The sequence below is a fragment of the Micromonospora sp. R311 genome (assembly GCF_056780015.1).
The window spans coordinates 1-20,789 of record NZ_JBSWCE010000016.1 but is presented as its reverse complement, the minus strand read 5'-3'; the positions used below and the strand labels follow the sequence as shown (position 1 = coordinate 20,789).

Below are 20,789 nucleotides of genomic sequence, written 5' to 3'. Positions count from 1 at the left end.
CCGGCCGGTAACCTGAGCTGCGCGGAACGCTCAGGCGGTCGGCGCGGCGGGCTCCCCCAGGGCCACGTCGTCGACCCGGATGTTGATCTCGTCGACCCGCAGCCCGTACGCCTCGACCGCCTCGGTCACCTTCACCCGCACCTCGTCGGTCACCTGCGGCACCGGCCGGCCCCCCTCGATCACGATGACCAGGTTGACCACGGCCGCGCCGTTGGTGACGTGCGCCGAGCAGCCCCGCCGGGCGTCGCCGACCTGGTCCAGCCCGACCCGGTCGAGCACCGCGTTGAAGAACCGGGCGACGTCGCCGCCCAGCTCGGCCACCCCGGGCACCGCCCGCGCGGCGGCCACCGCGATCTTCTCCACCACCTCGTCGGAGACCTGCGTCGTCCCGCCCGCCACCGCGTCCGGCGTCACCGACAGTTCCCGCGTCGCCTCGTCGCTCATGCTCTCCCACCCGGCCGTACACCGTGCCCCACGCCGACCGCGGGGCGGTGCGAGCGTACTAGGCCGCGCCTCCACGTCTTGTCCGAGTGTTCGTGGCCAGCGTCGAGGCGGCGACATCGATGTCCCGGAGTCCTGGTACCGCACGTCGGTACCCCCGTCGGCGGCCGCCGACCGAGTGCGGTGCGTTCCCCGGCCGGTTGACGCAACCAGTTGATTGCTATAGCTTGAATAGCAACCGAATGGTTGCTACAAGGGAGCGGACATGGGTTTCCCCGATCGCATCGAGCGCACCATCACGCTGGCCCACCCGCCGGAGCGGGTGTGGCAGGCATTGACCACCGCCCAGGGGCTGGGCACCTGGTTCGGCCACAGGGCCGAGATCGACCTGCGGGTCGGCGGCACAGCGACGCTGACCTGGGACAGCGGTGACACCGCCACGCTCACCATCGAGCGCGTCGAGCCCCCACGGGTGTTCGCGTACACCTGGCCCATCCACGGCCTGCCCGCAGACGACCCGCGCCGCACCTACGTGGAGTTCACGCTGGAGCCGGCCGGCTCCGGCACGACCCTGACCATGGTGGAGAGCGGCTTCGGGCAGCTGCCGGAGGCCGACCACAAGACGGCCTTCTCGGGCAACACCGACGGGTGGACCCACGAGCTGGGCGAACTGGTGGCGTACCTCGATGGTCGAGCCTGACCTGGAGGCGGTCGCGCAGGAGGTCTTCACCGCCCTGGCCGATCCGAGCCGGCGCGGGATCCTCGCCGCCCTCGCGGCCGGCGGGCCGGCCACGGCCACCGACCTGGCCGGCCGGTTGCCGATCACCCGGCAGGCCATCGCCAAGCACCTCGCCCTGCTGGCCGAGGCCGGGCTGGTGGTGGCCGAGCCGGGCGAGCGGCGCCGGGTGCGCTACCGGCTCGATTCCGCGCCGATGAAGGTGGCCCAGCAGTTCCTCGCCGCGCTCGCGCGCGACTGGGACGGCCCGCTGGCCACCCTGCGGGACCGGTTGGGGTGAGGACGGCCACGGCCGCGCCCCCGGCAACGCCGGCGCGGCGCCGCTCACGATCGAGACCAGTTGGGAGAGCGAGATGAGGATGGACAGCCTGCCCGCGGTGGTGTCACGCGAGGAGTGGCTCGCCGCGCGCAAGCAGCTGCTGGCGAAGGAGAAGGAGCTGACCCGGGCCCGGGACCGGCTCAACGCCGACCGCCGCCGGTTGCCGATGGTCCGCATCGACAAGCCGTACACCTTCGACGGCCCGGACGGGACGGTCAGCCTGCTCGACCTGTTCGACGGCCGGCCGCAGCTGGTGATGCACCACTTCATGTTCGACCCGGAATGGGACCACGCCTGTCAGAGCTGCTCCTCCGCCGCCGACGGGATCAGCGGGTTGCGGCAGCTGCACGTGCGCAACACCACGCTGGTGGCCGTGTCGCGGGCGCCGTACGCGAAGATCGCCGCGTATCGCGAACGGATGGGCTGGACGTTCCCCTGGTACTCCTCGTACGGCACCGATTTCAACTACAACTTCCACGCCACCCTCGACGACCGGGTCGCGCCGGTGCTGCTGCACTTCCGCACCGAGGCCGAACTCGCCGAGGCCGGCACACCGTGGACGGGTGGTCCGTGGACGCCGAGCATGCGCGGCTCGGAACTGCCGGGCATCAGCGCGTTCCTGCGGGTCGGCGAGGAGGTGTTCCACACCTACTCCACGTACGGCCGCGGCATCGAGGAATTCCACAACGGCTACCCGTACCTCGACCTCACCGTGCTGGGCCGGCAGGAGCCGTGGGAGGAGCCGAAGGGACGCGCGGTCCCGCTCGGCCTGCAGGTCGGCGGTCCCGCGATGCGTGTGCCCGACGAGTACGACAGCTGACCGTGTACGCACCGGCCGACGCCGCCATTCGGCCGGTTGCGGCGGTGGGGCCCGGGCGCCGGTCCGACGTCGGGACCCGGCCCGGCCCCGGGCGACCGCCGGGGTGGACACGGCCCGGACCGGCCGGCACCCGTGGGACGTTCAGGTGCCGAGCTGGCCGAGCAGCTCGTCCGCCGCCGCGTACGGATCCAGCGCCCCATCGGCCACCTTCGCGGCGAGCGCCGGCAGCTCCGTACCGTCGCGCAGCGAGCCGATCCGGTCGCGCAGCGTGCCGAGCGCGATCGCCTCGACCTCGGCGGCGGCCCGCGCCTCCTGCCGGCGGCGCAGCTCGCCGTGCTCGACCAGCCAGCCGCGGTGCTTGTCGATGGCGGCGGCGATGTCGTCGATGCCCTCGCCGCGGGCGGCGATCGCGCGGACCACCTGCGGGCGCCACTGGCCCGGCCCGCGCTCGCCCAGCGCGATCATGCCCTGGATGTCGCGGACAGTGGCGTCGGCGCCGTCCCGGTCGGCCTTGTTGACCACGAACACGTCGGCGATCTCCAGGATGCCGGCCTTGACCGCCTGGATCGCGTCGCCCATGCCGGGGGCGAGCAGCACCAGCGTGGTGTCGGCCAGCGAGGCGACCTCCACCTCCGCCTGCCCGACGCCGACGGTCTCGACCAGCACCACGTCACAGCCGGCGCCCTCGAGCACCCGGACGGCCTGCGGGGTGGCCGCGGAGAGCCCGCCGAGGTGGCCCCGGCTGGACATCGACCGGATGTAGACCCCCGGATCGGTGGCGTGGTCCTGCATCCGGACCCGGTCGCCGAGGATCGCCCCACCGGTGAACGGGCTGGACGGGTCGATGGCCAGCACCCCCACCCGGTGGCCGCGGGTGCGCAGCGCCCGGACCAGCTCGTTGGTGGTGGTGGACTTGCCCACGCCGGGCGAACCGGTCAGCCCGACCACCTGGGCCTGCCCGGCGTACGGCGCCAGCGCCGCGGCGATCCGCGGCAGCGTCTCGTCACCGGACTCGACCAGGGTGATCAGCCGGGCCACCGCGCGGGGGTCACCCGCGCGGGCCCGTTCGACCAGCATCGGCACGTCCCGGCTGCGGCGCACCGGTCCGGTGGCCGCCGCCGGGACGCTGTCGACCGTTCCGCTCACGGTTTCGTCGCTCACTGACCGCTCTCGCCGGCGGCCGGGACGTGGATGATCAGGGCGTCGCCCTGGCCGCCGCCGCCGCAGAGGGCCGCGGCGCCGGTGCCGCCGCCCCGGCGCTTGAGCTCCAGCGCGAGGGTGAGCACCAGCCGGGCGCCGGACATGCCGATCGGGTGGCCCAGCGCGATCGCCCCGCCGTTGACGTTGACCTTCTCCGGGCCGACCCCGAGGTCACGCATGGACTGGATGCCGACCTGGGCGAACGCCTCGTTGATCTCGATCAGGTCCAGGTCGGAGACGCTCAGCCCGCCCTTGCGCAGCGCGTGCTGGATGGCGTTGGACGGCTGCGAGTGCAGGGAGTTGTCCGGGCCGGCGACGTTGCCGTGCGCGCCGATCTCGGCCAGCCAGGTCAGCCCCAGCTCCTTGGCCTTGGCCTTGCTCATCACGACCACCGCGGCCGCGCCGTCGGAGATCGGCGAGGAACTGCCGGCGGTGATGGTGCCGTCCTTCGTGAAGGCGGGACGCAGCTTCGCCAGCGACTCCGCCGTGGTGTCCGGCCGGACCCCCTCGTCCTCGCTGATCACCAGCGGGTCGCCCTTGCGCTGCGGGATGACCACCGGGGCGATCTCCTCGGCGAAGTGGCCGTTCTTCTGGGCGGCGGCGGCCCGCTGGTGGCTGGCCGCCGCGAAGGCGTCCTGCTCCGCGCGGCTGATGCCGTGCTTGGCGCCGAGCCGCTCGGTCGACTCGCCCATCGAGCAGCAGTCCCAGGCGTCGGTGAGGCCGTCCAGCGCCATGTGGTCCTTGACCACCACGTCGCCGTACTTGTAGCCGCCGCGCTGGCCGAGCAGCAGGTGCGGGGCGTTGGTCATCGACTCCATGCCGCCGGCCACCACGATGTCGAACTCGCCGGCCCGGATCAGCTGGTCGGCCAGGGCGATCGCGTCCAGGCCGGAGAGGCAGACCTTGTTGATGGTCAGGGCCGGTACGGACATCGGGATGCCCGCTTCGACCGCCGCCTGCCGGGCCGGGATCTGCCCGGCGCCGGCCTGGAGCACCTGGCCCATGATCACGTACTGCACCTGGTCGGGGGCGACGCCGGCGCGCTCCAGCGCCGCCTTGATCGCCACGCCGCCGAGCCTGGTCGCCGGGAGGTCCTTGAGGTTGCCCAGCAGGCGCCCCATCGGGGTCCGCGCGCCGCTGACGATCACCGAAGCCATACCTGCCTCCGAGGGGGGTGCCGACCTGTACGCCTTAACGATTGTTCGGCCAGACTAGCGCCATGGCTGAGAACTCCCCCGTCGAGACCGCTGCCGACTATGTCACAGACATCGGGCTGCGGCGGATCGACCACGTCGGGGTGGCCGTCGCCGACCTGGACGCCGCGATCGACTTCTACCAGCGGACGTTCGGGATGCGCTGCGTGCACACCGAGACCAACACCGAACAGGGCGTCCGCGAGGCGATGCTGGCCGTCGGGCCGACCACCGAGGGCGGCTGCGTGCAACTGCTCGCCCCGCTGACGCCGGAGTCGACCATCGCGAAGTTCCTGGACCGCAACGGCCCGGGGGTGCAGCAGGTGGCGTACACCGTGACGGACATCGACGCGGCCTGCGCGGCGCTGCGCGAGCGCGGCGTCCGGCTGCTCTACGAGACCCCGAAGCGCGGCACCGCCAACTCCCGGATCAACTTCGTGCACCCGAAGGACGCCGGGGGCGTCCTCGTCGAGCTGGTCGAGCCGGCCGAGCACTGACGTCGACGCCGCGCCCCGCTGTGGCGGCGGGGCGCGGCGCGGCGGCACCGCGGGCGGGCCGGCGCGGCCGGGTCCCGGCGCGACCGGCGCCGGAGCCACCCGCCGCCACCGGGCGGATGCCCGCGAGCCGGCGCCGAGCACGGCACTGCGCGGTTCAACGTTCACCCGGACACCTTCACGCATCGGTCGATGCGGTTTTTCACAGAGGGCTTCCGGCCCTAGCTACCGTTCAGTAACGTCCGCCCCACCGGAGCGCGGCCGGTGCCGGATGTGTCGGACGCCGACATGGCCAACGGCCGCACCGGCGCCGACGATGGCAGCACCCAGGCCCGTGCGCGCGGGTGCGGACGAACCGGAGGTCACCGTGCAGGACATCCTCGAAGCGATCATGTCGGCGGAAGGCTCCGCGCAGCCGGAGCGGGAACTCGCCGCTCTCGCCGGGCTGCCCGTGCCCGAGTCCTACCGCGGTGTGGTGGTACGCGCGGACGAGACCCGGATGTTCGAGGGCATGGCCACCCGGGACAAGGACCCGCGCAAGGCGCTGCACGTGCAGGAGGTGCCGACGCCCGAGCTCGGCCCGGGCGAGGCGCTGGTCGCGGTGATGGCCAGCGCGATCAACTACAACACCGTCTGGACCAGCATCTTCGAGCCGCTGCCCACCTTCAAGTTCCTCCAGCGCTACGGCCGGCTCTCCGAGCTGACCCGCCGGCACGACCTGCCGTACCACGTGGTGGGCTCCGACGCCGCCGGCGTGGTGCTGCGCACCGGGCCCGGGGTGACGAAGTGGAAGGCCGGCGACGAGGTCGTCGCGCACTGCCTCTCCGTGGAGCTGGAGGACGCGGCCGGGCACGACGACACCATGCTCGACCCGCAGCAGCGGATCTGGGGCTTCGAGACCAACTTCGGCGGCCTGGCCGAGCTGGCGGTGGTGAAGGCCAATCAGCTGATGCCCAAGCCGCGGCACCTGAGCTGGGAGGAGGCGGCCAGCCCGGGCCTGGTCAACTCGACCGCGTACCGACAGCTCGTCTCGCACCACGGCGCGAACATGAAGCAGGGCGACGTGGTGCTGATCTGGGGCGCCTCCGGCGGGCTGGGCGGCTACGCCACCCAGATGGCGCTCAACGGCGGCGCCATCCCGGTCTGCGTGGTGTCCAGTCCGGACAAGGCCGAGCTGTGCCGCCGGATGGGAGCCGAGCTGGTCATCGACCGGGCGGCCGAGGGCTTCCGGTTCTGGAAGGACGAGCAGACCCAGGACCAGGACGAGTGGCGGCGCTTCGGCGAGCGGATCCGCGAGCTGACCGGCGGCGATGACCCGGACATCGTCTTCGAGCACCCCGGCCGGGAGACCTTCGGCGCCAGCGTCTTCGTGGCCAAGAAGGGCGGCACCGTCGTCACCTGCGCCTCCACCAGCGGCTACCAGCACCAGTACGACAACCGCTACCTCTGGATGCACCTCAAGCGGATCGTCGGCAGCCACTTCGCCAACTACCGCGAGGCGTGGGAGGCCAACCGGCTGGTGGCGCTGGGGAAGATCCACCCGACGGTGTCGAGGACCTACCCGCTGGAGCAGACCGGCCAGGCCGCGTACGAGGTGCACCGCAACGCCCACCAGGGCAAGGTCGGCGTCCGCTGCCTCGCCCCGACCGACGGGCTCGGCGTACGCGACCGCGAGCTGCGCGCCCGGCACGAGGACGCGATCAACCGGTTCCGCGGCCACTGACCCGACAGCGGCCGCCGGCGACGATTGCCGCAACGTCGATCGCCATTCCGCACGGCGTCGGGCACTCATTCGAGTGCCCGTGCCCGGGCGGCGACAAAGGGCCGCGGGGCTTGCCCCGCGGCCCTTTTCCGGGTCTCCGCCCAGGCCGTCCGACCCGCCCGGGACCTGCCAAGATCGCCGATTGGTCCGGTCCCCGGGAGTCGCCGAAGTTGACCATGTAAACAGGACAGCAAAGCTCGCCACCGCTCTTGCGAAGGACCCTGGGGCGTCTGCGAGTATGTCCCAATGCCCCAGCAGCAGTCCTCCCCTCTCGCGTTCTTCGATAACGCGAACTCGCAGCCAGATTTCACCGTCGGCCTGCGCGGATACAACACCCACCAGGTCGATGACTTCCTCGGCCGGATGACCGCCGCGCTGACCCAGTCCGAGCAGGCCCGCGCCGAGGCCGAGCAGCGGATGAACGACGCCCAGCGTCGGCTCCGCCAGGCCGAGCAGCGCATGTCCGCGCTGGAGCAGAAGCTCACGGACACCAACAAGCAGCTCGAGGAGAACAGCCGGCCGACCCTCTCCGGCCTCGGCACCCGCGTCGAGCAGATCCTCCGCCTCGCCGAGGAGCAGGCCAACGACCACCGCAACGAGGCCAAGCGCGAGTCGGAGGGCATCCTCTCCGCCGCCCGCCTCGAGGCGCGTGAGATCACCGACAAGGCCCGGGCCGAGGCGGCGGCGATGAAGGCCACCGCCGAGCGGGAGGCGGGCAACGTCCGTACCGCCGCCGAGCGGGAGGCCGCCGAGGTCCGGGTGCAGGCCCGCCGCGAGGCCGACACGCTGCGCGCCGACGCCGAGCGGGAGACCAAGCAGCTGCGCACGGTCACCGCGCACGAGGTCGCCGAGCTGAAGTCCACCGTCGAGCGGGAGGTCGCCACGCTGCGCGCCACCGCCGAGCGGGAGATCACCCAGCAGCGGGCCAAGGCCGCCCGCGAGGCCGAGGAGAAGCGCGCGGAGGCGACCAAGCTGCTCACCGACGCCCGCGACAAGCGCGACAAGGACCTCCAGGCCCTGGAGCTCCAGCTCGCCGAGCGCCGCGAGAAGGCCGAGCGCGAGGAGTCCGAGCGGCACGCCGCCCAGGTGGCGCAGACCCAGAAGCTGGTCAGCGAGGCCGAGCAGCGCGCCCGGGCGGCCCAGGAGCGGGCCAAGGAGATCGAGCAGCGGGCCGAGGCCCGTCGGGTCGAGTCGGAGCGCACCGCGACCGAGACGGTCGAGAAGGCCAAGGCGCTGGCCGAGAAGACGCTGAGCGAGGCGCGGGCCGAGTCGCAGCGCCTGCTGAACGAGGCGCGCACCGAGGCCGAGCTGACCACCCAGGCGGCCCGCCGCGAGGTCGAGGACCTCACCCGCCAGAAGGACGCCGTCACCGCGCAGCTGGGCCAGATGCTCTCCGGTCTCGCGGGCATCGTCCCGGGCGTGCCGGCGCAGGCCGCGCCGGCCACGGGCGAGGCGAAGAAGCCCGCCGGCGACGCCGGCGACAAGGTGGCCGCGGAGACCGCCAGCTGACCGGCGCGGCCGGGGCATGAGACGGCGCGGGGTGACACCGGGTGACCGGTGCCTCCCCGCGCCGTGTGCGTTTCCCGGCCGGTGGGACCGGGCACCGGAAACGCAGTGAATCAGGTCCCAACAGGGGCGTCCGTATCGCCCCAGGAGGGGCCGATGCGTGTGAGGATGGGGGCATGTCGCACGGCGAGGAACTGTTCGCTCTCGGCGGGGATGTGACCACGGAGCCCAGCTTCGAGTCCGCTCTGCGGGGGTACGAGAAACGACAGGTCGACCGGTACGTCGCGCGTGCGGAGCACGAGATCGCGACCCTCGCGGCTGAGCGGGAGCAGGCCTACACACAGATCCACAAGCTGGCCGGCCAGGTCGAGGTGCTCCAGCGGGATCTCGCCCAGGTGCGCAAACAGGTCGGGGTGGTCGACCGCGCCTCGTTCCGGCACCTCGGCCCCCGGGTCGAACAGATCCTCACCCTCGCCGAGGAACAGGCCGAGGCCATCCTGCGCGAGGCCAACGAGGAGATCGAGGCCCGCCGCGCGGCCGCCGAGCACATCATCGAGGAGGCCCGCGCGGAGGCCGCCAAGGCGCTCAAGGACTTCGAGATCGCGCTGGCCGCCCGCCGGGCCGAGGAGGAGCGGCACACCGCCGCCCGCAAGGCCGAGGCGGACGCCGCGGTCAAGGCCGCCAAGGAGGAGGCCGCGCGGCTCCGCAAGGCCGCCCAGGAGGCGCTGAGCAAGGCGCAGCAGGAGGCCACCCAGCTGCGGGACGCGGCGAAGGAGATCCACACCCGGGCCCAGCAGGAGGCGACCAAGCTCCGCGAGGCCGCCAAGGAGGCGCACGCCAAGGCCCAGCAGGAGGCCACCGAGCTGCGCGAGGCGGCCAAGGAGGTGCACGCCAAGGCGCAGCAGGAGGCCAAGCGCCTGGTCGACCAGGCCACCGAGGCGGGCCGGGCCACCCACGCCAAGGCCCAGCGCGAGGCCAAGCAGATCATCGACGACGCCAGCACCGCCGGCCGGGCCACCCGCGAGAAGGCCCGCCAGGAGGCGGAGCGGCTGACCACGCAGGCGGCCGAGTCCGCCCGGCGCAGCCGGGCCGAGACCGAGGCGTACGTGCAGCGGATGCGCAGCGAGACCGAGGCGTACGTGCAGCACGCGCGGGCGCAGACGCAGCAGGAGCTGGGCGCCTGGCGGGCCGGCGTGGAGAAGGAGGTGAACAGCCGGCGCGAGGCGGCCGACCGGGAGCTGACCCAGCGGCGGGCCGCCGCCGAGCAGGAGTTCACCACCCGCCGGGCCGAGCTGGAGAAGCAGTACAAGACCCGGCACGCCGAGGTGGAGAAGCAGCACAAGACCCGGCAGGACGAGCTGGAGTCGACGTACACGAAGCGGCGCGTCCAGCTGGAGTCGGAGTACTCCACCCGCAAGAACGAGATCGAGCAGGGCGCCGCGGCGGTCCGCGAGGCCGCCGAGCGGGACGCGCTCACCATGCGCCAGCAGGCCGAGGAGGAGGCCGCCGCGCTGCTCAGCCGGGCCGAGTCGGAGGCGACCGAGAAGCGGCGCACGGCCGACGAGTACGTCGCGACCTCCCGTCGGCAGTTCGAGGAGTACGCCGCCACCACCCAGCAGCACCTGGCGACCACCCAGCAGCACCTCGCCGCGACGCAGCAGGAGGCGGCCGCCGGCCGGCAGCAGCTCGCCCAGGTGATGCTGGAGATCGCCCAGGCCCAGCAGCAGCTCGCCGACCTGCGCCAGGAGACCTGGCAGTCCCGGCAGGAGTCCGACGAGCTCCAGCGGCAGCTGGCCGAGCTGCGGTTGCAGCTGGCCACCGGTACGACCGGCCCCGCCGGCAGCGACGGCGCCACCGTGGCCGCCCCGACCACCGGCCCGAACGGGAAGCGGAAGGACGCGGTCCGGCCGGCCGGCGTGGACGGCCGGCCGGGGGCCGACGGGAAGCCGGCGTCCGGGATTCCGGCGGGCGCGGCGGCCCGACCGGCCACCGAGGCGGAGGCGAGCGCGAAGCCGGCCACCGGGCCGGGTGCCGACACGAAGCCGACGGTGGGCGCCGCCCCGGCCGGCGCCGGAGCTAAGCCGGGCGGAAAGCCGGCCGGCGCCAATCCGGCCGGGAAGTCCGCCGCCGAGCCGGCCGATGCCGGGCAGGCCGAGGCGCGCCCGGTAGCCGAGCCGGTGACCACGGTGGACGGCGGCGCCGCGCCCGGCGTGGACGGCGAGGCGACGGTGGCCGCGGTGCCGGGTGAGGGCGGCCGGGGCGCCACCCCGACGAAGATCACCAGCACCGGCGAGAACGGCAAGCGGCCCAGCAAGCCGACCGTCGACGAGCGCAGCGCCAAGCCCAGCACGGTCAGCGCCGAGAAGGACTGACCGGCGCAGCCTCCGCCGGGCCGGCGGTGAACAGCCCCGCGCGACGAGCGCTCGTCGGCTCCGGCTGGCGACCCCGAACGCCCGCTACGCTCCTGGCTGGACCCGCTCGCGCGGGTCGCAGCGGGTGTCCGGCGGATCCGCCGGACGTGACCGGAGGAGATCCTGGTGGCGCAGGGCGAGCCGACGACGCACGGAGCGGACCCGGAGCGGCCCGAGGCACCCCGGCCCGCCGGCGAACCGGTCCGGCCCGGCTCCGCGGACGCCGCGGCCACGGCGGCGGCGAAGCCACCGACCGGGCCGTCGGCAGCCGCACCGGCGGCGGACCGCAGCCCGCCGGCGGGGTCGCCCGAGCGGGCGGACGACGACCCACCGGTCTTCACCGTGTCGGGACGGTTCGGCCGGCCCGGCCGGCCGCTGCGCCGCAACAGCTTCCTGCTCGGCTTCACCGGCGGGCTCGGCGCGCTCCTCGCGTACACCGTCTACCTGGGGCTGCGCAACGCGGCCGGGATCCTGGTCCTGGTGGTGATCGCGCTCTTCCTCGCCGTCGGCCTCAACCCGGCGGTGGTACGGCTGCGCAGGTTCGGGCTGCCGCGCGGCCTGGCCGTGGCGGTCGTCGCGCTGACCGTGCTGCTGCTGCTCTGCGGCGGCGTGGTGGCGCTGGTGCCGCCGGTCGTCACCCAGTCCGGCCAGTTCATCGAGCAGCTGCCGAGCTACGTCGAGGAGCTGCGCCGCAACCAGGCCGTCAACGATCTCGTCGAGCGGTACGACGTGATGGAGCGGGTGCAGAGCGCCGCCAACGCGCAGAACGTCGGCCGCGCCCTCGGCGGCGTGCTCGGCGGCGCCCAGTTCATCTTCGGCACCATCTTCCGGACCCTGACCGTGCTCGTGCTGACCATCTACTTCCTGGTCTACTTCGACAAGCTCCGGACGCTCGGCTACGCGCTGGTGCCGGCCTCGCGTCGGGAGCGGGCGCGGTTGATCGGCGACGAGATCCTCGCCAAGGTCGGCGCGTACATGGTCGGGGCGATCAGCATCGCGGTGCTGGCCGGGGCGAGCACCTTCGTGTTCGCGCTGATCGCCGGGCTGCCGTACCCCTTCGCGCTGGCCGTGGTGGTCGCGGTGGCCGACCTGATCCCGCAGATCGGCGCCACCCTCGGCGCGGTCATCGTGAGCCTGGTCGGCTTCGCCACCGACCTGCCGGTCGGCATCGCCTGCGTGGTGTTCTTCGTGATCTACCAGCAGGTGGAGAACTACCTCATCTACCCCAAGATCATGCGGCGGTCGGTGGAGATCAACGAGGTGGCCGCGCTGGTCGCCGCGCTGCTCGGGGTGGCGCTGCTGGGTGTGCTGGGCGCGCTGCTGGCCATCCCGCTGGTCGCCGCCGTCCAGCTGATCCTGCGCGAGGTGGTCCTGCCCCGGCAGGAGTCCCGGTGATCCGCGCTCAGCCGGCCTGACCGGCGGGCGGCCCGGGCACCGGACGGTCGGCGAACGAGGCCACCGTACGGTCGGCGTACGCGCTCACGTCGCCGTTCTCCATCGGCCCGTCCCAGGCGGTGGGCAGCGGCACGGAGGCGGCCGGGTTGACCCGGCGGACAACCTCGTCCAGCACGGTCTCGGCGTCACCGACCCAGAGGTGCTTCGCCCCCGGCACCCCGACCACCTCGGCCTGCGGCACCGCCGCGAAGCGTTCCCGCGCCTCGTCCGGGCGCAGGTAGTCGTCGAACTCCGGCACCAGCGCGACCAGCGGCTTGCCGGCGTCGGCCCACTGGGCCAGGTCGGCCGGGGTGGAGAAGCGCAGCGGCGGGGAGAGCAGGATCGCCCCGGTCACCGCCGGGTCGCAGCCGTACTTGAGCGCCAGGTCGGTGCCGAACGACCAGCCGAGCAGCCAGATGTTCGGCAGCTCGTGGAACTCGGCGTACTCGATGGCGGCGGCGACGTCGAACCGCTCGCCGACGGCGGCGTCGAACGCGCCCTCGCTGGTGCCGCGGAGGCTGCTGGTGCCCCGGGTGTTGAACCGGAGCACGGCCAGGTCGGCCAGGGCCGGCAGCCGCCAGGCCGCCTTGCGGAACACGTGGCTGTCCATCATCCCGCCGTGCGTGGGCAGCGGGTGCAGGCAGACCAGGGTGGCCACCGGCTCCCGGCCCAGCGGGCGGGCCAGCTCGCCGACCAGCCGCAGACCGTCCGCGGTGTGCAGCTCGATGTCCTCACGGCGCCCGGGCAGGATGGAGGACGCGCGGATCGGTGTGCTCACCCGTCCAGTCTCCCGCGCCGCGGCACAGGCCGCCGGGCGGGGCGGAAACGGGGTGATCCAGATCGCTCAGCCGTAGCGGGGGGCGCCGCGGCCGCGCTGCACCGCCGGCCCGCGCCGGTCCCGCGCCCGCCAGCACCCGCTGTGCCAGTGCCGGCGGTCGCTCAGGTCGCCCCGGCCGTCCGCCGGCCAGGCCACCACGTGCGCCACCCCGGGGCGGATCTCCTGGTCGCACCCCGGGCAGCGGTACGTCTTCACCGACGCCCCGCCGGTGATCCCGCGTACCTGCCAGTCGCCGTCGCGCCACTGCTGCACCGACGCGACGCCCTGCCGCGCCCGGTCGGTGTCCAGGTGCGCGGTGTCGTCCCGGCGGGGTCGGTTGCGACGAGGGCTCACGCTTCCCAAGCGTACGGTCCGGCCGGCGGAACGCCCCGCCGGCCGGGTCCGGTCACGCCCTCAAGACGCCGTCACCGGCGCCCGGCGTTGACCGGAGTCAGCGACGGGTGTGGTCGCGGAACCCGCGGCCGCTCTTGCGGCCCAGGTAGCCGGCGGTGACCAGGTGCTCCAGCAGCGGCGCGGGCGCGAAGCCCGGCTCGCGCAGCTCCAGGTAGAGCTCGCGCTGGATGGCCAGCGAGACGTCCAGGCCGACCACGTCGAGCAGCTCGAACGGACCCATCGGGTAGCCGCAGCCGAGCTTCATGGCGTAGTCGATGTCGTCGGCGGTGGAGTAGCTCGCCTCCAGCATCTTCACCGCGTCGTTCAGGTACGGGAAGAGCAGCGCGTTGACGATGAACCCGGACCGGTCGCCGCAGACCACGCCGGTCTTGCCGAGCGCCGCGCAGACCGCGCGGGCGGTGGCGGTGGTCTCCGCCGAGGTGCGAATGGTCTGCACGATCTCCACCAGCGGCATGATCGGGGCCGGGTTGAAGAAGTGCAGCCCGACCACGTCGGCCGGCCGCTGGGTGGCCATCGCGACGTCGATCACCGGCAGCGACGAGGTGGTGGTGGCGAGCACCACGCCCGGCTTGCAGATCTCGTCGAGGCTGGCGAAGAGGGCCTTCTTGACGCTGAGCTCCTCGACCACCGCCTCGACCACCAGATCGACGTCGGCGAGGTGGTCCAGGGTGGCGGACCAGGTGATCCGGCCCAGCGCCGCGTCCCGGTCGGCCTCGCTGAGCTTGCCCCGCACCACACCCTTGTTCAGCGAGGTCTTGACCGCCTCGCAGACCTTGGCCGACTTCTCCGCGCCCCGGGTCACCGAGACGACCTCGTAGCCGGCCTTGGCGAAGACCTCGATGATCCCGGTCGCCATCGTCCCGGAGCCGACCACGCCGACCTTGGCGATGGCCCGGGCGCCGTCGGCGAGCGCCGACTCCGTCGCCACCGGCGTCCGCTCGTCCGGTACGACCACCGGGGAGCCCGGCCGCTCGTAGGTGTAGAAGCCGCGGCCGGACTTCCGGCCGAGCAGCCCGGCGGTGACCATCTGCTTGATCAGCGGCACCGGGGCGTGCCGGCGGTCCCGGCCGCCCCGCCGGTACATCGTGTCCAGGATCTCGTACGCGGTGTCCAGGCCGATCAGGTCCATCAGGGCGAGCGGGCCCATCGGCAGGCCGCAGCCGAGCTTCATCGCCGCGTCGATGTCCTCGCGGCTGGCGTAGTGCGACTCGAACATGCCGACGGCGTGGTTGAGGTAGCCGAAGAGCAGCGCGTTGGCGATGAAGCCGGCCCGGTCGTTGATGGTGACGTCGACCTTGCCCAGCCGGGCGCAGAGCGCCTCCACGTCGGCGACCACGTCGGCCGAGGTGACCACCGTCCGGACCACCTCGACCAGCTTCATCACCGGGGCCGGGTTGAAGAAGTGGATGCCGATGACCTGGTTGGGCCGGGTGGTGGCGACCGAGATCTCGGTGACGCTCAGCGACGAGGTGTTGGTGGCCAGGATCGCCTCGGGCCTGCAGACCCGGTCCAGCTCGGCGAAGATCCGCTGCTTCAGGTCGAGGTGCTCGGGCACCGCCTCGATGACCAGGTCGACCGAGTGCAGCGCGTCCAGGCCGACCTGCCAGTCGACCCGGGACAGCAGGGCGTCCCGGTCGGCCTCGGCGAGCTTGCCCTTGGCCACCGCCCGGTCGGTGGAGCCGGTCAGGGTGGCCCGGCCGCGGTCCAGCGCGGCGGCGGAGATCTCCACGGCCACCACGTCGATGCCGTTGCGGGCGAAGACCTCGACGATGCCGGCACCCATGGTGCCCAGTCCCACCACGCCCACGCTGTTGAACTCGCGCGCCACGACCGGCCTCCCCAACGCTCCGCACGGCCGCATGAACGGCCACTAAGGTTATGCGCGCGAGTCTGCCACGTGACCGTCGGTTGTCGAGACGCCGTGGGATATTTCACCACCGCCGGCGCTGCCGTCGATCGATGTCCGCCCGGCACGGGCCGGGTGGCGAAGGATGGGGCCGCTCAGGCCGTCGCGGCGGCGGTGAGGGCGAGCAGCTCGGCGACGAACTCGACCGGCCGCTCCAGGTGCGGGCTGTGCCCGCAGCCGGGGAGCAGCACCTCGCGGTAACTGCCGCCGGCGGCCGCGTACCGGTCGAGCACGGCCCGGGTCTGGCCGACCATCGGCTGCGGCGGGCAGTCCACCTCGCCGGGCCATCCCGGCACCGCGCCCAGCGAACCCAGGTACGCCAGGTCCATCAGCGCGGTGTCCGAGACGATCGCGTCGGCGTCCCCGTGGATCCAGGTGACCGGCGGCTTGGTGGCGACCACGACCAGGTCGTCGGCGATCCGGAAGTGCGCCGGGGAGAGGGCGTTGAGCACGCCCCGCCGGCCGGGCGCGGTGCCCGGCCAGTTCGCCGAGGCCACCGCCGTGCCCGGGTAGTTGTCCTCGCCGGTGGCGGTGGACAGGACGCTGTCCAGCAGCAGTTCCTCGTCCTCGCCGAGGGAGGCCGGGTCGGCCACGTAGGTGGCCCGCAGCACGTTGCGCGGGCTGGTCGGGGCGTCCGCGCCACGGTCGCCGGCGGCCAGCCGCTTGACGAAGTCCTGGTTGGCGGTGCCGCCGCCGGTGCCGGCGAAGTCGGGGGTGGTCGGCGTCCCGGCCAGGTCACGGGTGCCGCCGTAGCCGTAGGGCGAGACGGGCGCGGAGAGCAGCAGGGCGGCCACCCGGTCGGGGTGGTCGACCAGCACCTGCATGGCCACTCCCCCGCCCAGCGAGTGACCGGCCACCACCGGCCGGGCGCCGGCCGGGAACAGCGACCCGTCGTCCAGCAGGGCGGCCACGTCGTCGGCGAAGTCGCGCAGCCCGCGGGTGCCGTCGACCGGCGCCGTGTCCGTCTCGCCGTAGCCACGCAGGTCGGGCGCGACCACCCGGAGCGTGGCCGGCAGCCGCCGCACCAGCGGCTCCCAGAACAGGGCCGACGAACAGTTGCCGTGGATCAGCAGCAGCGGTACGCCCTCCGGCGGCCCGGCCACCCGTACCGCCTGGGTGATCCCGTTCGCCGTCACGACATGCTGCACGGTCTCCATCCGCGGGATGCTGCCACGCGGCCGCCGGTGCGTCCATGTGCCCGATCGCCATCCCCCGCCGCCCGCGGATGGGACCGGCGACCACGCCTTCCGGCCGATCGCCCGACGGCGGGCTCGGCACCGGGTGCGCTCGCGGCCTCCGGGGCGCTCGGGACGGGTGTGCTCGCGGCCTCCAAAGGCGCTCGGGACGGGTGTGCTCGCGGGCTAGGGGGCGCTCGGGACGGCGGCCTCGGCCGGCGCCACCGGCTCCGCCTCCCGCTCCGGCGCGGGTGGCTCCGCGCCGGCCGGCGCGACGGGTGCGGCCGGCACGGTGGGCTCGGCCGGCAGCGCGGCGGCGGTCGACGCGGCGACCGGCAGCGGCAGGGTCGGCCGGTGGTCCCGCCGCGGGGTGCCGAACAGCAGACCCACCGGGTCGGTGCGGGCCACCCCCGGATCGAAGAACCGCAGTTCGGTACGGCCGATCCGGATCACGTCCCCGTCGCTGAGCCGCTCCACGCCGGTGATCCGCCGGTCGTTCAACCAGGTGCCGTTGGTCGAACCGAGGTCCGCCAGCGACACTCCCTCGGGGGTGAGCCACACCTGGGCGTGTCGTCGACTCAGATGCAGGTCGTGCACCATCACGTCCGCGGTCGGGGCGCGGCCGATCACCAGCGGGGCCGGGCGGACGCGGAAACTCGCCCCGCGCATCGGCCCGCCGGCCACCGTCAGGACCGGTAACAGCTCCGGATGTTCCTCCATGGACAGTCAGCCCTCCACCCGCACGGTCACCCCGCGCGTCAGCCTGCCATCAGACAGTAGTTGCCTTCACCGCCCGCGCGGTCATCTCCGCTTTCCGGCCGGCCACCTTCTGTTCGCCGGAACGGCACGCGCGGCCCGTGTGCCGGACGGCCCCTCCGCCCGTTCAACGAAGCTGGCGACCCGACCGGTTCACCGGGCGCGCGGCGGCCGGCAACCGGGTGGCAGCCCCGACCACTACCCCTACCGGCGAGTAATCCTCGGGTCTAGACTTCCGCCATGACGGCAGTGCAGGTCCCGGGCGCCCCCCGCATCGAGGATGGCCGGCTGGTCTCGACCAGCCCCGCGACCGGCGCCGAGGTCGGGCGCTATCCGGTCGCCACCGCGGACGACGTGACCCGGGCGGTCGAGCGGGCCCGTGCCGCCGCCGACTGGTGGGCCGGGCTCGGTTTCACCGGGCGCCGGCAACGGCTGCTGCGCTGGCGCGCCCTGCTCGCCCAGCGGATCGAGCAGCTCGCCGAGCTGATCCACACCGAGGGCGGCAAGCCGGTCGCCGACGCCGTCGTCGAACTCGTCACCGCCGTCGAGCACATCGACTGGGCGGCCCGCAACGCACGCCGGGTGCTCGGCCCGCGCCGGGTGCGCTCACGGCTCGTGCTCGCCGAGTTCTCCGCCCACCTCGAATACCAGCCGTACGGGGTGGTCGGCGTGATCGGCCCGTGGAACTACCCGGTCTTCACCCCGATCGGCTCCACCGCGTACGCGCTGGCCGCCGGGAACGCCGTGGTCTTCAAGCCCAGCGAGTACACGCCCGCGGTCGGGCAGTGGCTGGTCGACAGCTTCGCCGAGGTGGTGCCGGAGCACCCGGTGCTCACCGCGGTGCACGGGTTCGGCGACGTCGGCGCCGCGCTCTGCCGGTCCGGGGTCGGCAAGCTCGCGTTCACCGGCTCGACAGCGACCGCGAAGAAGGTGATGGCGGCCTGCGCCGAGTCGCTGACCCCGGTGCTGCTGGAGGCCGGCGGCAAGGACGCGATGATCGTCGATGCGGACGCCGACCTGGACGCCGCCGCCGAGGCGTGCGTCTGGGGCGCGCTCACCAACGCCGGCCAGACCTGCATCGGCATCGAGCGGGTGTACGCCGTCGAGCCGGTCTTCGACGCCTTCGTCGGCAAGGTGGTCGAGCGGGCCGGCCGGCTGACCGTCGGCGTGGACGGCGCCGACATCGGGCCGATCACCATGCCGAGCCAGCTCGACGTGATCCGGCGGCACATCGACGACGCGCTCGCCCGGGGCGGCCGCGCGGTGCTCGGCGGCGCGGACGCGGTGCAGCCGCCGTACGTGCGGCCGACCGTGCTGGTCGACGTGCCCGAGGACTCGGCCGCGGTCCGCGAGGAGACCTTCGGCCCGACCCTGACCATCAACCGGGTCCGCGACGCCGAGGAGGCGGTCACCCGGGCCAACGCCCTGCCGTACGGCCTGGGCGGTTCGGTCTTCGGGCGGCGGCGCGCGGTGGCGATCGCCCGCCGGCTGCGCTCGGGCATGGCCTCGGTCAACTCCACCCTGACCTTCGCCGGGATGTCCACCCTGCCGTTCGGCGGCGTCGGCGACTCGGGCTTCGGCCGGATCCACGGCGAGGACGGGTTGCGCGAGTTCGGCCGGGCCAAGGCGATCACCCGCCGCCGGGCCCGCTCGCTGCTGCCGTCGACCACCTTCGAGCGGACGCCCGCCGACGTGGCCCGGCTGGTCAAGGCCATCAAGGTGATGTACGGCCGCTGACCGGCGCCGGTGCGCCGGATCGCGGTGCGGGCGACCGCCGCCGGTCGCCCCGCCGGCGGTCAGAAGAGGGTCAGCTCGTCCCGCTCGATGCCGCGCAGCTTGTCGTAGTCCACCACCACGCAGCGGATCCCCCGGTCGGTGGCGAGCACCCGGGCCTGCGGCTTGATCTCCTGCGCCGCGAAGACCCCGGTCACCGGGGCGAGCAGCGGGTCGCGGTTGAGCAGTTCGAGGTAGCGGGTGAGCTGCTCGACGCCGTCGATCTCGCCCCGGCGCTTCACCTCGACGGCGACCGTGGCGGCCTGCCCGTCCCGGCAGAGCAGGTCGACCGGGCCGATCGCGGTCATGTACTCCCGCCGGATCAGCGTGAACCCCTCGCCCAGGGCCGTCGGGTTGGCCGCCAGCAGTTCCTGCAGGTGCGCCTCCACCCCGTCCTTGCGCAGGCCGGGATCGACGCCCAGCTCGTACGAGGTGTCCTGGAAGATCTCCTCCAGGGTGATCCGCAGTTCCTCGCCGGCCTTGTTGACCACCCGCCAGACGCCCGGGGCCTCCTCCAGCCGGCACGGCGGGCTCATCCAGTTGAGCGGCTTGTACGCCCGGTCGTCGGCGTGGATGGACACCGACCCGTCCGCCTTCACCATGAGCAACCGGGTGGCCGGCGGCAGGTGAGCCGAGAGCCGTCCGACGTAGTCCACCGAGCACTTCGCAATCACCAACCGCACCCGACGAGGGTAGCGGAGACCCCGGCCGTCGCCACCGAGCGCCACTGGCGTGCCGGTGCGATGCTGAGACGGTGTTCGAAGTCCTCACCGGCACCGGCCTCGCCGCCTCGGCGGGCCTGAACGCCTACATCCCCCTGCTCACCATGGGGCTGCTGGCCCGCTACACCGACCTCATCGACCTGCCCAGCGGCTGGCAGTGGCTCGGCAACGACTGGGTGATCCTGATCCTCGCGGTGCTGCTCGCCGTCGAGGTGGTCGCCGACAAGGTGCCGGTGGTCGACCACGTCAACGACGTGGTGCAGACCGTGGTCCGCCCGACCGCCGGCGGCCTGGCGTTCGGCGCCGGAGCAAGCTCGGAGACGGTCACGGTGAGCGACCCGGGCAGCTTCTTCACCTCCAGCGAGTGGGTTCCGGTGGTGACCGGGGTGCTGATCGCGCTCGGCGTGCACCTGCTCAAGTCCGCCGCCCGGCCGGTCATCAACGCGACCACCGCCGGCGTGGGCGCGCCCGTGGCGAGCACCGCCGAGGACGCGACCAGCGTGGTGATGTCCGTGGTGGCGATCGTCCTGCCGGTGCTGGTGCTGGTGTTCCTGGCCGGCCTGGTGCTCTTCCTCTTCTGGTTCCTCCGCCGCAGGTCCGACCGCCGCCGGCAACGCCGGGCCGCCCGCGCCGCCGGCTACCGCGTCTGACGGTGGATGTGCTGCTGGCCGGCACCCGTGTCGGGTGCCGGCCAGCAGTCCCCCTGTCAGGAATGTCTGTCGGTCAACTGTTCCAGTGCTGGTCAGCTGTTCCAGTACGTGGCGACCAGGTCGGCGGCCTGCTGCTCCCACTGGGCGTAGTGGAACGGGTAGGCCGACACCTGCACGGTCTGCGCGGCCTTGGTCAGCGGCATGTCCTGCCACCCGTCGACCTGCTTCAGACCCTTCAGGAACGCCGTGGTCGAGTACTC

Annotated in this window: 19 protein-coding genes; 10 read left to right on the top strand and 9 right to left on the bottom strand. The window is 73.5% G+C overall.

Annotated elements, in window-relative coordinates:
- Positions 1-30: 30 nt before the first annotated feature.
- Complete coding sequence (locus AC1WTP_RS15380) at positions 31-444, bottom strand: Asp23/Gls24 family envelope stress response protein (RefSeq protein WP_481649934.1); 414 nt, start codon at positions 442-444, stop codon at positions 31-33.
- A gap of 262 nt (positions 445-706) precedes the next feature.
- Between AC1WTP_RS15380 and AC1WTP_RS15375 the strand changes: the two genes are divergently transcribed.
- The 3 genes from AC1WTP_RS15375 (at position 707) to AC1WTP_RS15365 (ending at position 2,316) form a co-directional block, all read left to right on the top strand.
- Positions 707-1,141 (top strand): SRPBCC domain-containing protein, encoded by a 435-nt coding sequence (locus tag AC1WTP_RS15375; protein WP_481649933.1) that lies wholly within the window; start codon positions 707-709, stop codon positions 1,139-1,141.
- Positions 1,128-1,457, top strand: a complete 330-nt coding sequence (locus AC1WTP_RS15370; protein ID WP_481649932.1) for an ArsR/SmtB family transcription factor — start codon at positions 1,128-1,130, stop codon at positions 1,455-1,457. Before AC1WTP_RS15375 ends, AC1WTP_RS15370 begins: the two co-directional genes overlap by 14 nt.
- Positions 1,458-1,530: 73 nt before the next feature.
- Entirely contained in the window at positions 1,531-2,316 is a 786-nt protein-coding gene (locus AC1WTP_RS15365) for a DUF899 domain-containing protein (protein ID WP_481649931.1), read from the top strand.
- A gap of 141 nt (positions 2,317-2,457) precedes the next feature.
- Here AC1WTP_RS15365 and meaB read toward each other — a convergent pair whose 3' ends face one another.
- Both meaB and AC1WTP_RS15355 read right to left on the bottom strand, forming a co-directional pair.
- Entirely contained in the window at positions 2,458-3,393 is a 936-nt protein-coding gene (meaB, locus tag AC1WTP_RS15360; protein WP_481650043.1) for a methylmalonyl Co-A mutase-associated GTPase MeaB, read from the bottom strand.
- Between the two features lie 80 nt (positions 3,394-3,473).
- Complete coding sequence (locus tag AC1WTP_RS15355; protein ID WP_481649930.1) at positions 3,474-4,673, bottom strand: acetyl-CoA C-acetyltransferase; 1,200 nt, start codon at positions 4,671-4,673, stop codon at positions 3,474-3,476.
- Between the two features lie 62 nt (positions 4,674-4,735).
- On the opposite strand from AC1WTP_RS15355, the gene mce reads away from it, so the two are divergent.
- The 5 genes from mce to AC1WTP_RS15330 all read left to right on the top strand — a co-directional run bounded on the left by mce (position 4,736) and on the right by AC1WTP_RS15330 (position 12,277).
- A complete protein-coding gene (mce, locus tag AC1WTP_RS15350; protein ID WP_481649929.1) occupies positions 4,736-5,206 on the top strand; it encodes a methylmalonyl-CoA epimerase in 471 nt (156 codons plus the stop codon).
- Between the two features lie 364 nt (positions 5,207-5,570).
- Positions 5,571-6,926: a crotonyl-CoA carboxylase/reductase gene (ccrA, locus tag AC1WTP_RS15345; protein WP_481650042.1), complete on the top strand. Its 1,356-nt coding sequence runs from the start codon at positions 5,571-5,573 to the stop codon at positions 6,924-6,926.
- 285 nt (positions 6,927-7,211) lie between these two features.
- Entirely contained in the window at positions 7,212-8,474 is a 1,263-nt protein-coding gene (locus tag AC1WTP_RS15340) for a DivIVA domain-containing protein (protein WP_481649928.1), read from the top strand.
- A gap of 173 nt (positions 8,475-8,647) precedes the next feature.
- Positions 8,648-10,843, top strand: a complete 2,196-nt coding sequence (locus tag AC1WTP_RS15335; RefSeq protein WP_481649927.1) for a coiled-coil domain-containing protein — start codon at positions 8,648-8,650, stop codon at positions 10,841-10,843.
- A gap of 381 nt (positions 10,844-11,224) precedes the next feature.
- Positions 11,225-12,277, top strand: a complete 1,053-nt coding sequence (locus AC1WTP_RS15330; RefSeq protein WP_481650041.1) for an AI-2E family transporter — start codon at positions 11,225-11,227, stop codon at positions 12,275-12,277.
- 7 nt (positions 12,278-12,284) lie between these two features.
- On the opposite strand, the gene AC1WTP_RS15325 is transcribed toward AC1WTP_RS15330, so the two are convergent.
- From AC1WTP_RS15325 to AC1WTP_RS15305, 5 genes are all read right to left on the bottom strand, one after another.
- Positions 12,285-13,094, bottom strand: coding sequence for an alpha/beta hydrolase (locus AC1WTP_RS15325; RefSeq protein ID WP_481649926.1), 810 nt, complete (start codon positions 13,092-13,094; stop codon positions 12,285-12,287).
- A gap of 66 nt (positions 13,095-13,160) precedes the next feature.
- On the bottom strand, positions 13,161-13,487 hold the full coding sequence (locus AC1WTP_RS15320; RefSeq protein ID WP_481649925.1) for a hypothetical protein: 327 nt from the start codon (positions 13,485-13,487) through the stop codon (positions 13,161-13,163).
- A gap of 97 nt (positions 13,488-13,584) precedes the next feature.
- Positions 13,585-15,375, bottom strand: a complete 1,791-nt coding sequence (locus tag AC1WTP_RS15315; protein ID WP_481649924.1) for a 3-hydroxyacyl-CoA dehydrogenase family protein — start codon at positions 15,373-15,375, stop codon at positions 13,585-13,587.
- Positions 15,376-15,548: 173 nt separating this feature from the next.
- The gene (locus AC1WTP_RS15310) at positions 15,549-16,610 is read right to left on the bottom strand and encodes an alpha/beta hydrolase (RefSeq protein ID WP_481649923.1); all 1,062 of its coding nucleotides are present in this window, start codon (positions 16,608-16,610) and stop codon (positions 15,549-15,551) included.
- 204 nt (positions 16,611-16,814) lie between these two features.
- Positions 16,815-17,348, bottom strand: coding sequence for an FHA domain-containing protein (locus AC1WTP_RS15305; RefSeq protein WP_481649922.1), 534 nt, complete (start codon positions 17,346-17,348; stop codon positions 16,815-16,817).
- A gap of 276 nt (positions 17,349-17,624) precedes the next feature.
- Here AC1WTP_RS15305 and AC1WTP_RS15300 point away from each other — a divergent pair, with 276 nt between their 5' ends.
- Entirely contained in the window at positions 17,625-19,121 is a 1,497-nt protein-coding gene (locus AC1WTP_RS15300; RefSeq protein WP_481649921.1) for an aldehyde dehydrogenase family protein, read from the top strand.
- 59 nt (positions 19,122-19,180) lie between these two features.
- On the opposite strand, the gene nucS is transcribed toward AC1WTP_RS15300, so the two are convergent.
- Positions 19,181-19,840 (bottom strand): endonuclease NucS, encoded by a 660-nt coding sequence (gene nucS, locus AC1WTP_RS15295; protein WP_447139883.1) that lies wholly within the window; start codon positions 19,838-19,840, stop codon positions 19,181-19,183.
- 71 nt (positions 19,841-19,911) lie between these two features.
- Here nucS and AC1WTP_RS15290 point away from each other — a divergent pair, with 71 nt between their 5' ends.
- Complete coding sequence (locus AC1WTP_RS15290) at positions 19,912-20,529, top strand: DUF4126 domain-containing protein (protein ID WP_481649920.1); 618 nt, start codon at positions 19,912-19,914, stop codon at positions 20,527-20,529.
- Positions 20,530-20,789: the final 260 nt, after the last annotated feature.

What these genes read in the sequence shown, in the direction of transcription:
- AC1WTP_RS15340 (WP_481649928.1), top strand. Translation starts at nt 7,212, where the DNA reads ATGCCCCAGCAGCAGTCCTCCCCTCTCGCGTTCTTCGATAACGCGAAC.
- AC1WTP_RS15355 (WP_481649930.1), bottom strand. Translation starts at nt 4,673, where the DNA reads ATGGCTTCGGTGATCGTCAGCGGCGCGCGGACCCCGATGGGGCGCCTG.
- AC1WTP_RS15310 (WP_481649923.1), bottom strand. Translation starts at nt 16,610, where the DNA reads ATGGAGACCGTGCAGCATGTCGTGACGGCGAACGGGATCACCCAGGCG.
- AC1WTP_RS15375 (WP_481649933.1), top strand. Translation starts at nt 707, where the DNA reads ATGGGTTTCCCCGATCGCATCGAGCGCACCATCACGCTGGCCCACCCG.
- meaB (WP_481650043.1), bottom strand. Translation starts at nt 3,393, where the DNA reads ATGCTGGTCGAACGGGCCCGCGCGGGTGACCCCCGCGCGGTGGCCCGG.
- mce (WP_481649929.1), top strand. Translation starts at nt 4,736, where the DNA reads ATGGCTGAGAACTCCCCCGTCGAGACCGCTGCCGACTATGTCACAGAC.
- AC1WTP_RS15335 (WP_481649927.1), top strand. Translation starts at nt 8,648, where the DNA reads ATGTCGCACGGCGAGGAACTGTTCGCTCTCGGCGGGGATGTGACCACG.
- AC1WTP_RS15380 (WP_481649934.1), bottom strand. Translation starts at nt 444, where the DNA reads ATGAGCGACGAGGCGACGCGGGAACTGTCGGTGACGCCGGACGCGGTG.
- AC1WTP_RS15365 (WP_481649931.1), top strand. Translation starts at nt 1,531, where the DNA reads ATGAGGATGGACAGCCTGCCCGCGGTGGTGTCACGCGAGGAGTGGCTC.
- AC1WTP_RS15300 (WP_481649921.1), top strand. Translation starts at nt 17,625, where the DNA reads ATGACGGCAGTGCAGGTCCCGGGCGCCCCCCGCATCGAGGATGGCCGG.
- AC1WTP_RS15370 (WP_481649932.1), top strand. Translation starts at nt 1,128, where the DNA reads ATGGTCGAGCCTGACCTGGAGGCGGTCGCGCAGGAGGTCTTCACCGCC.
- AC1WTP_RS15305 (WP_481649922.1), bottom strand. Translation starts at nt 17,348, where the DNA reads ATGGAGGAACATCCGGAGCTGTTACCGGTCCTGACGGTGGCCGGCGGG.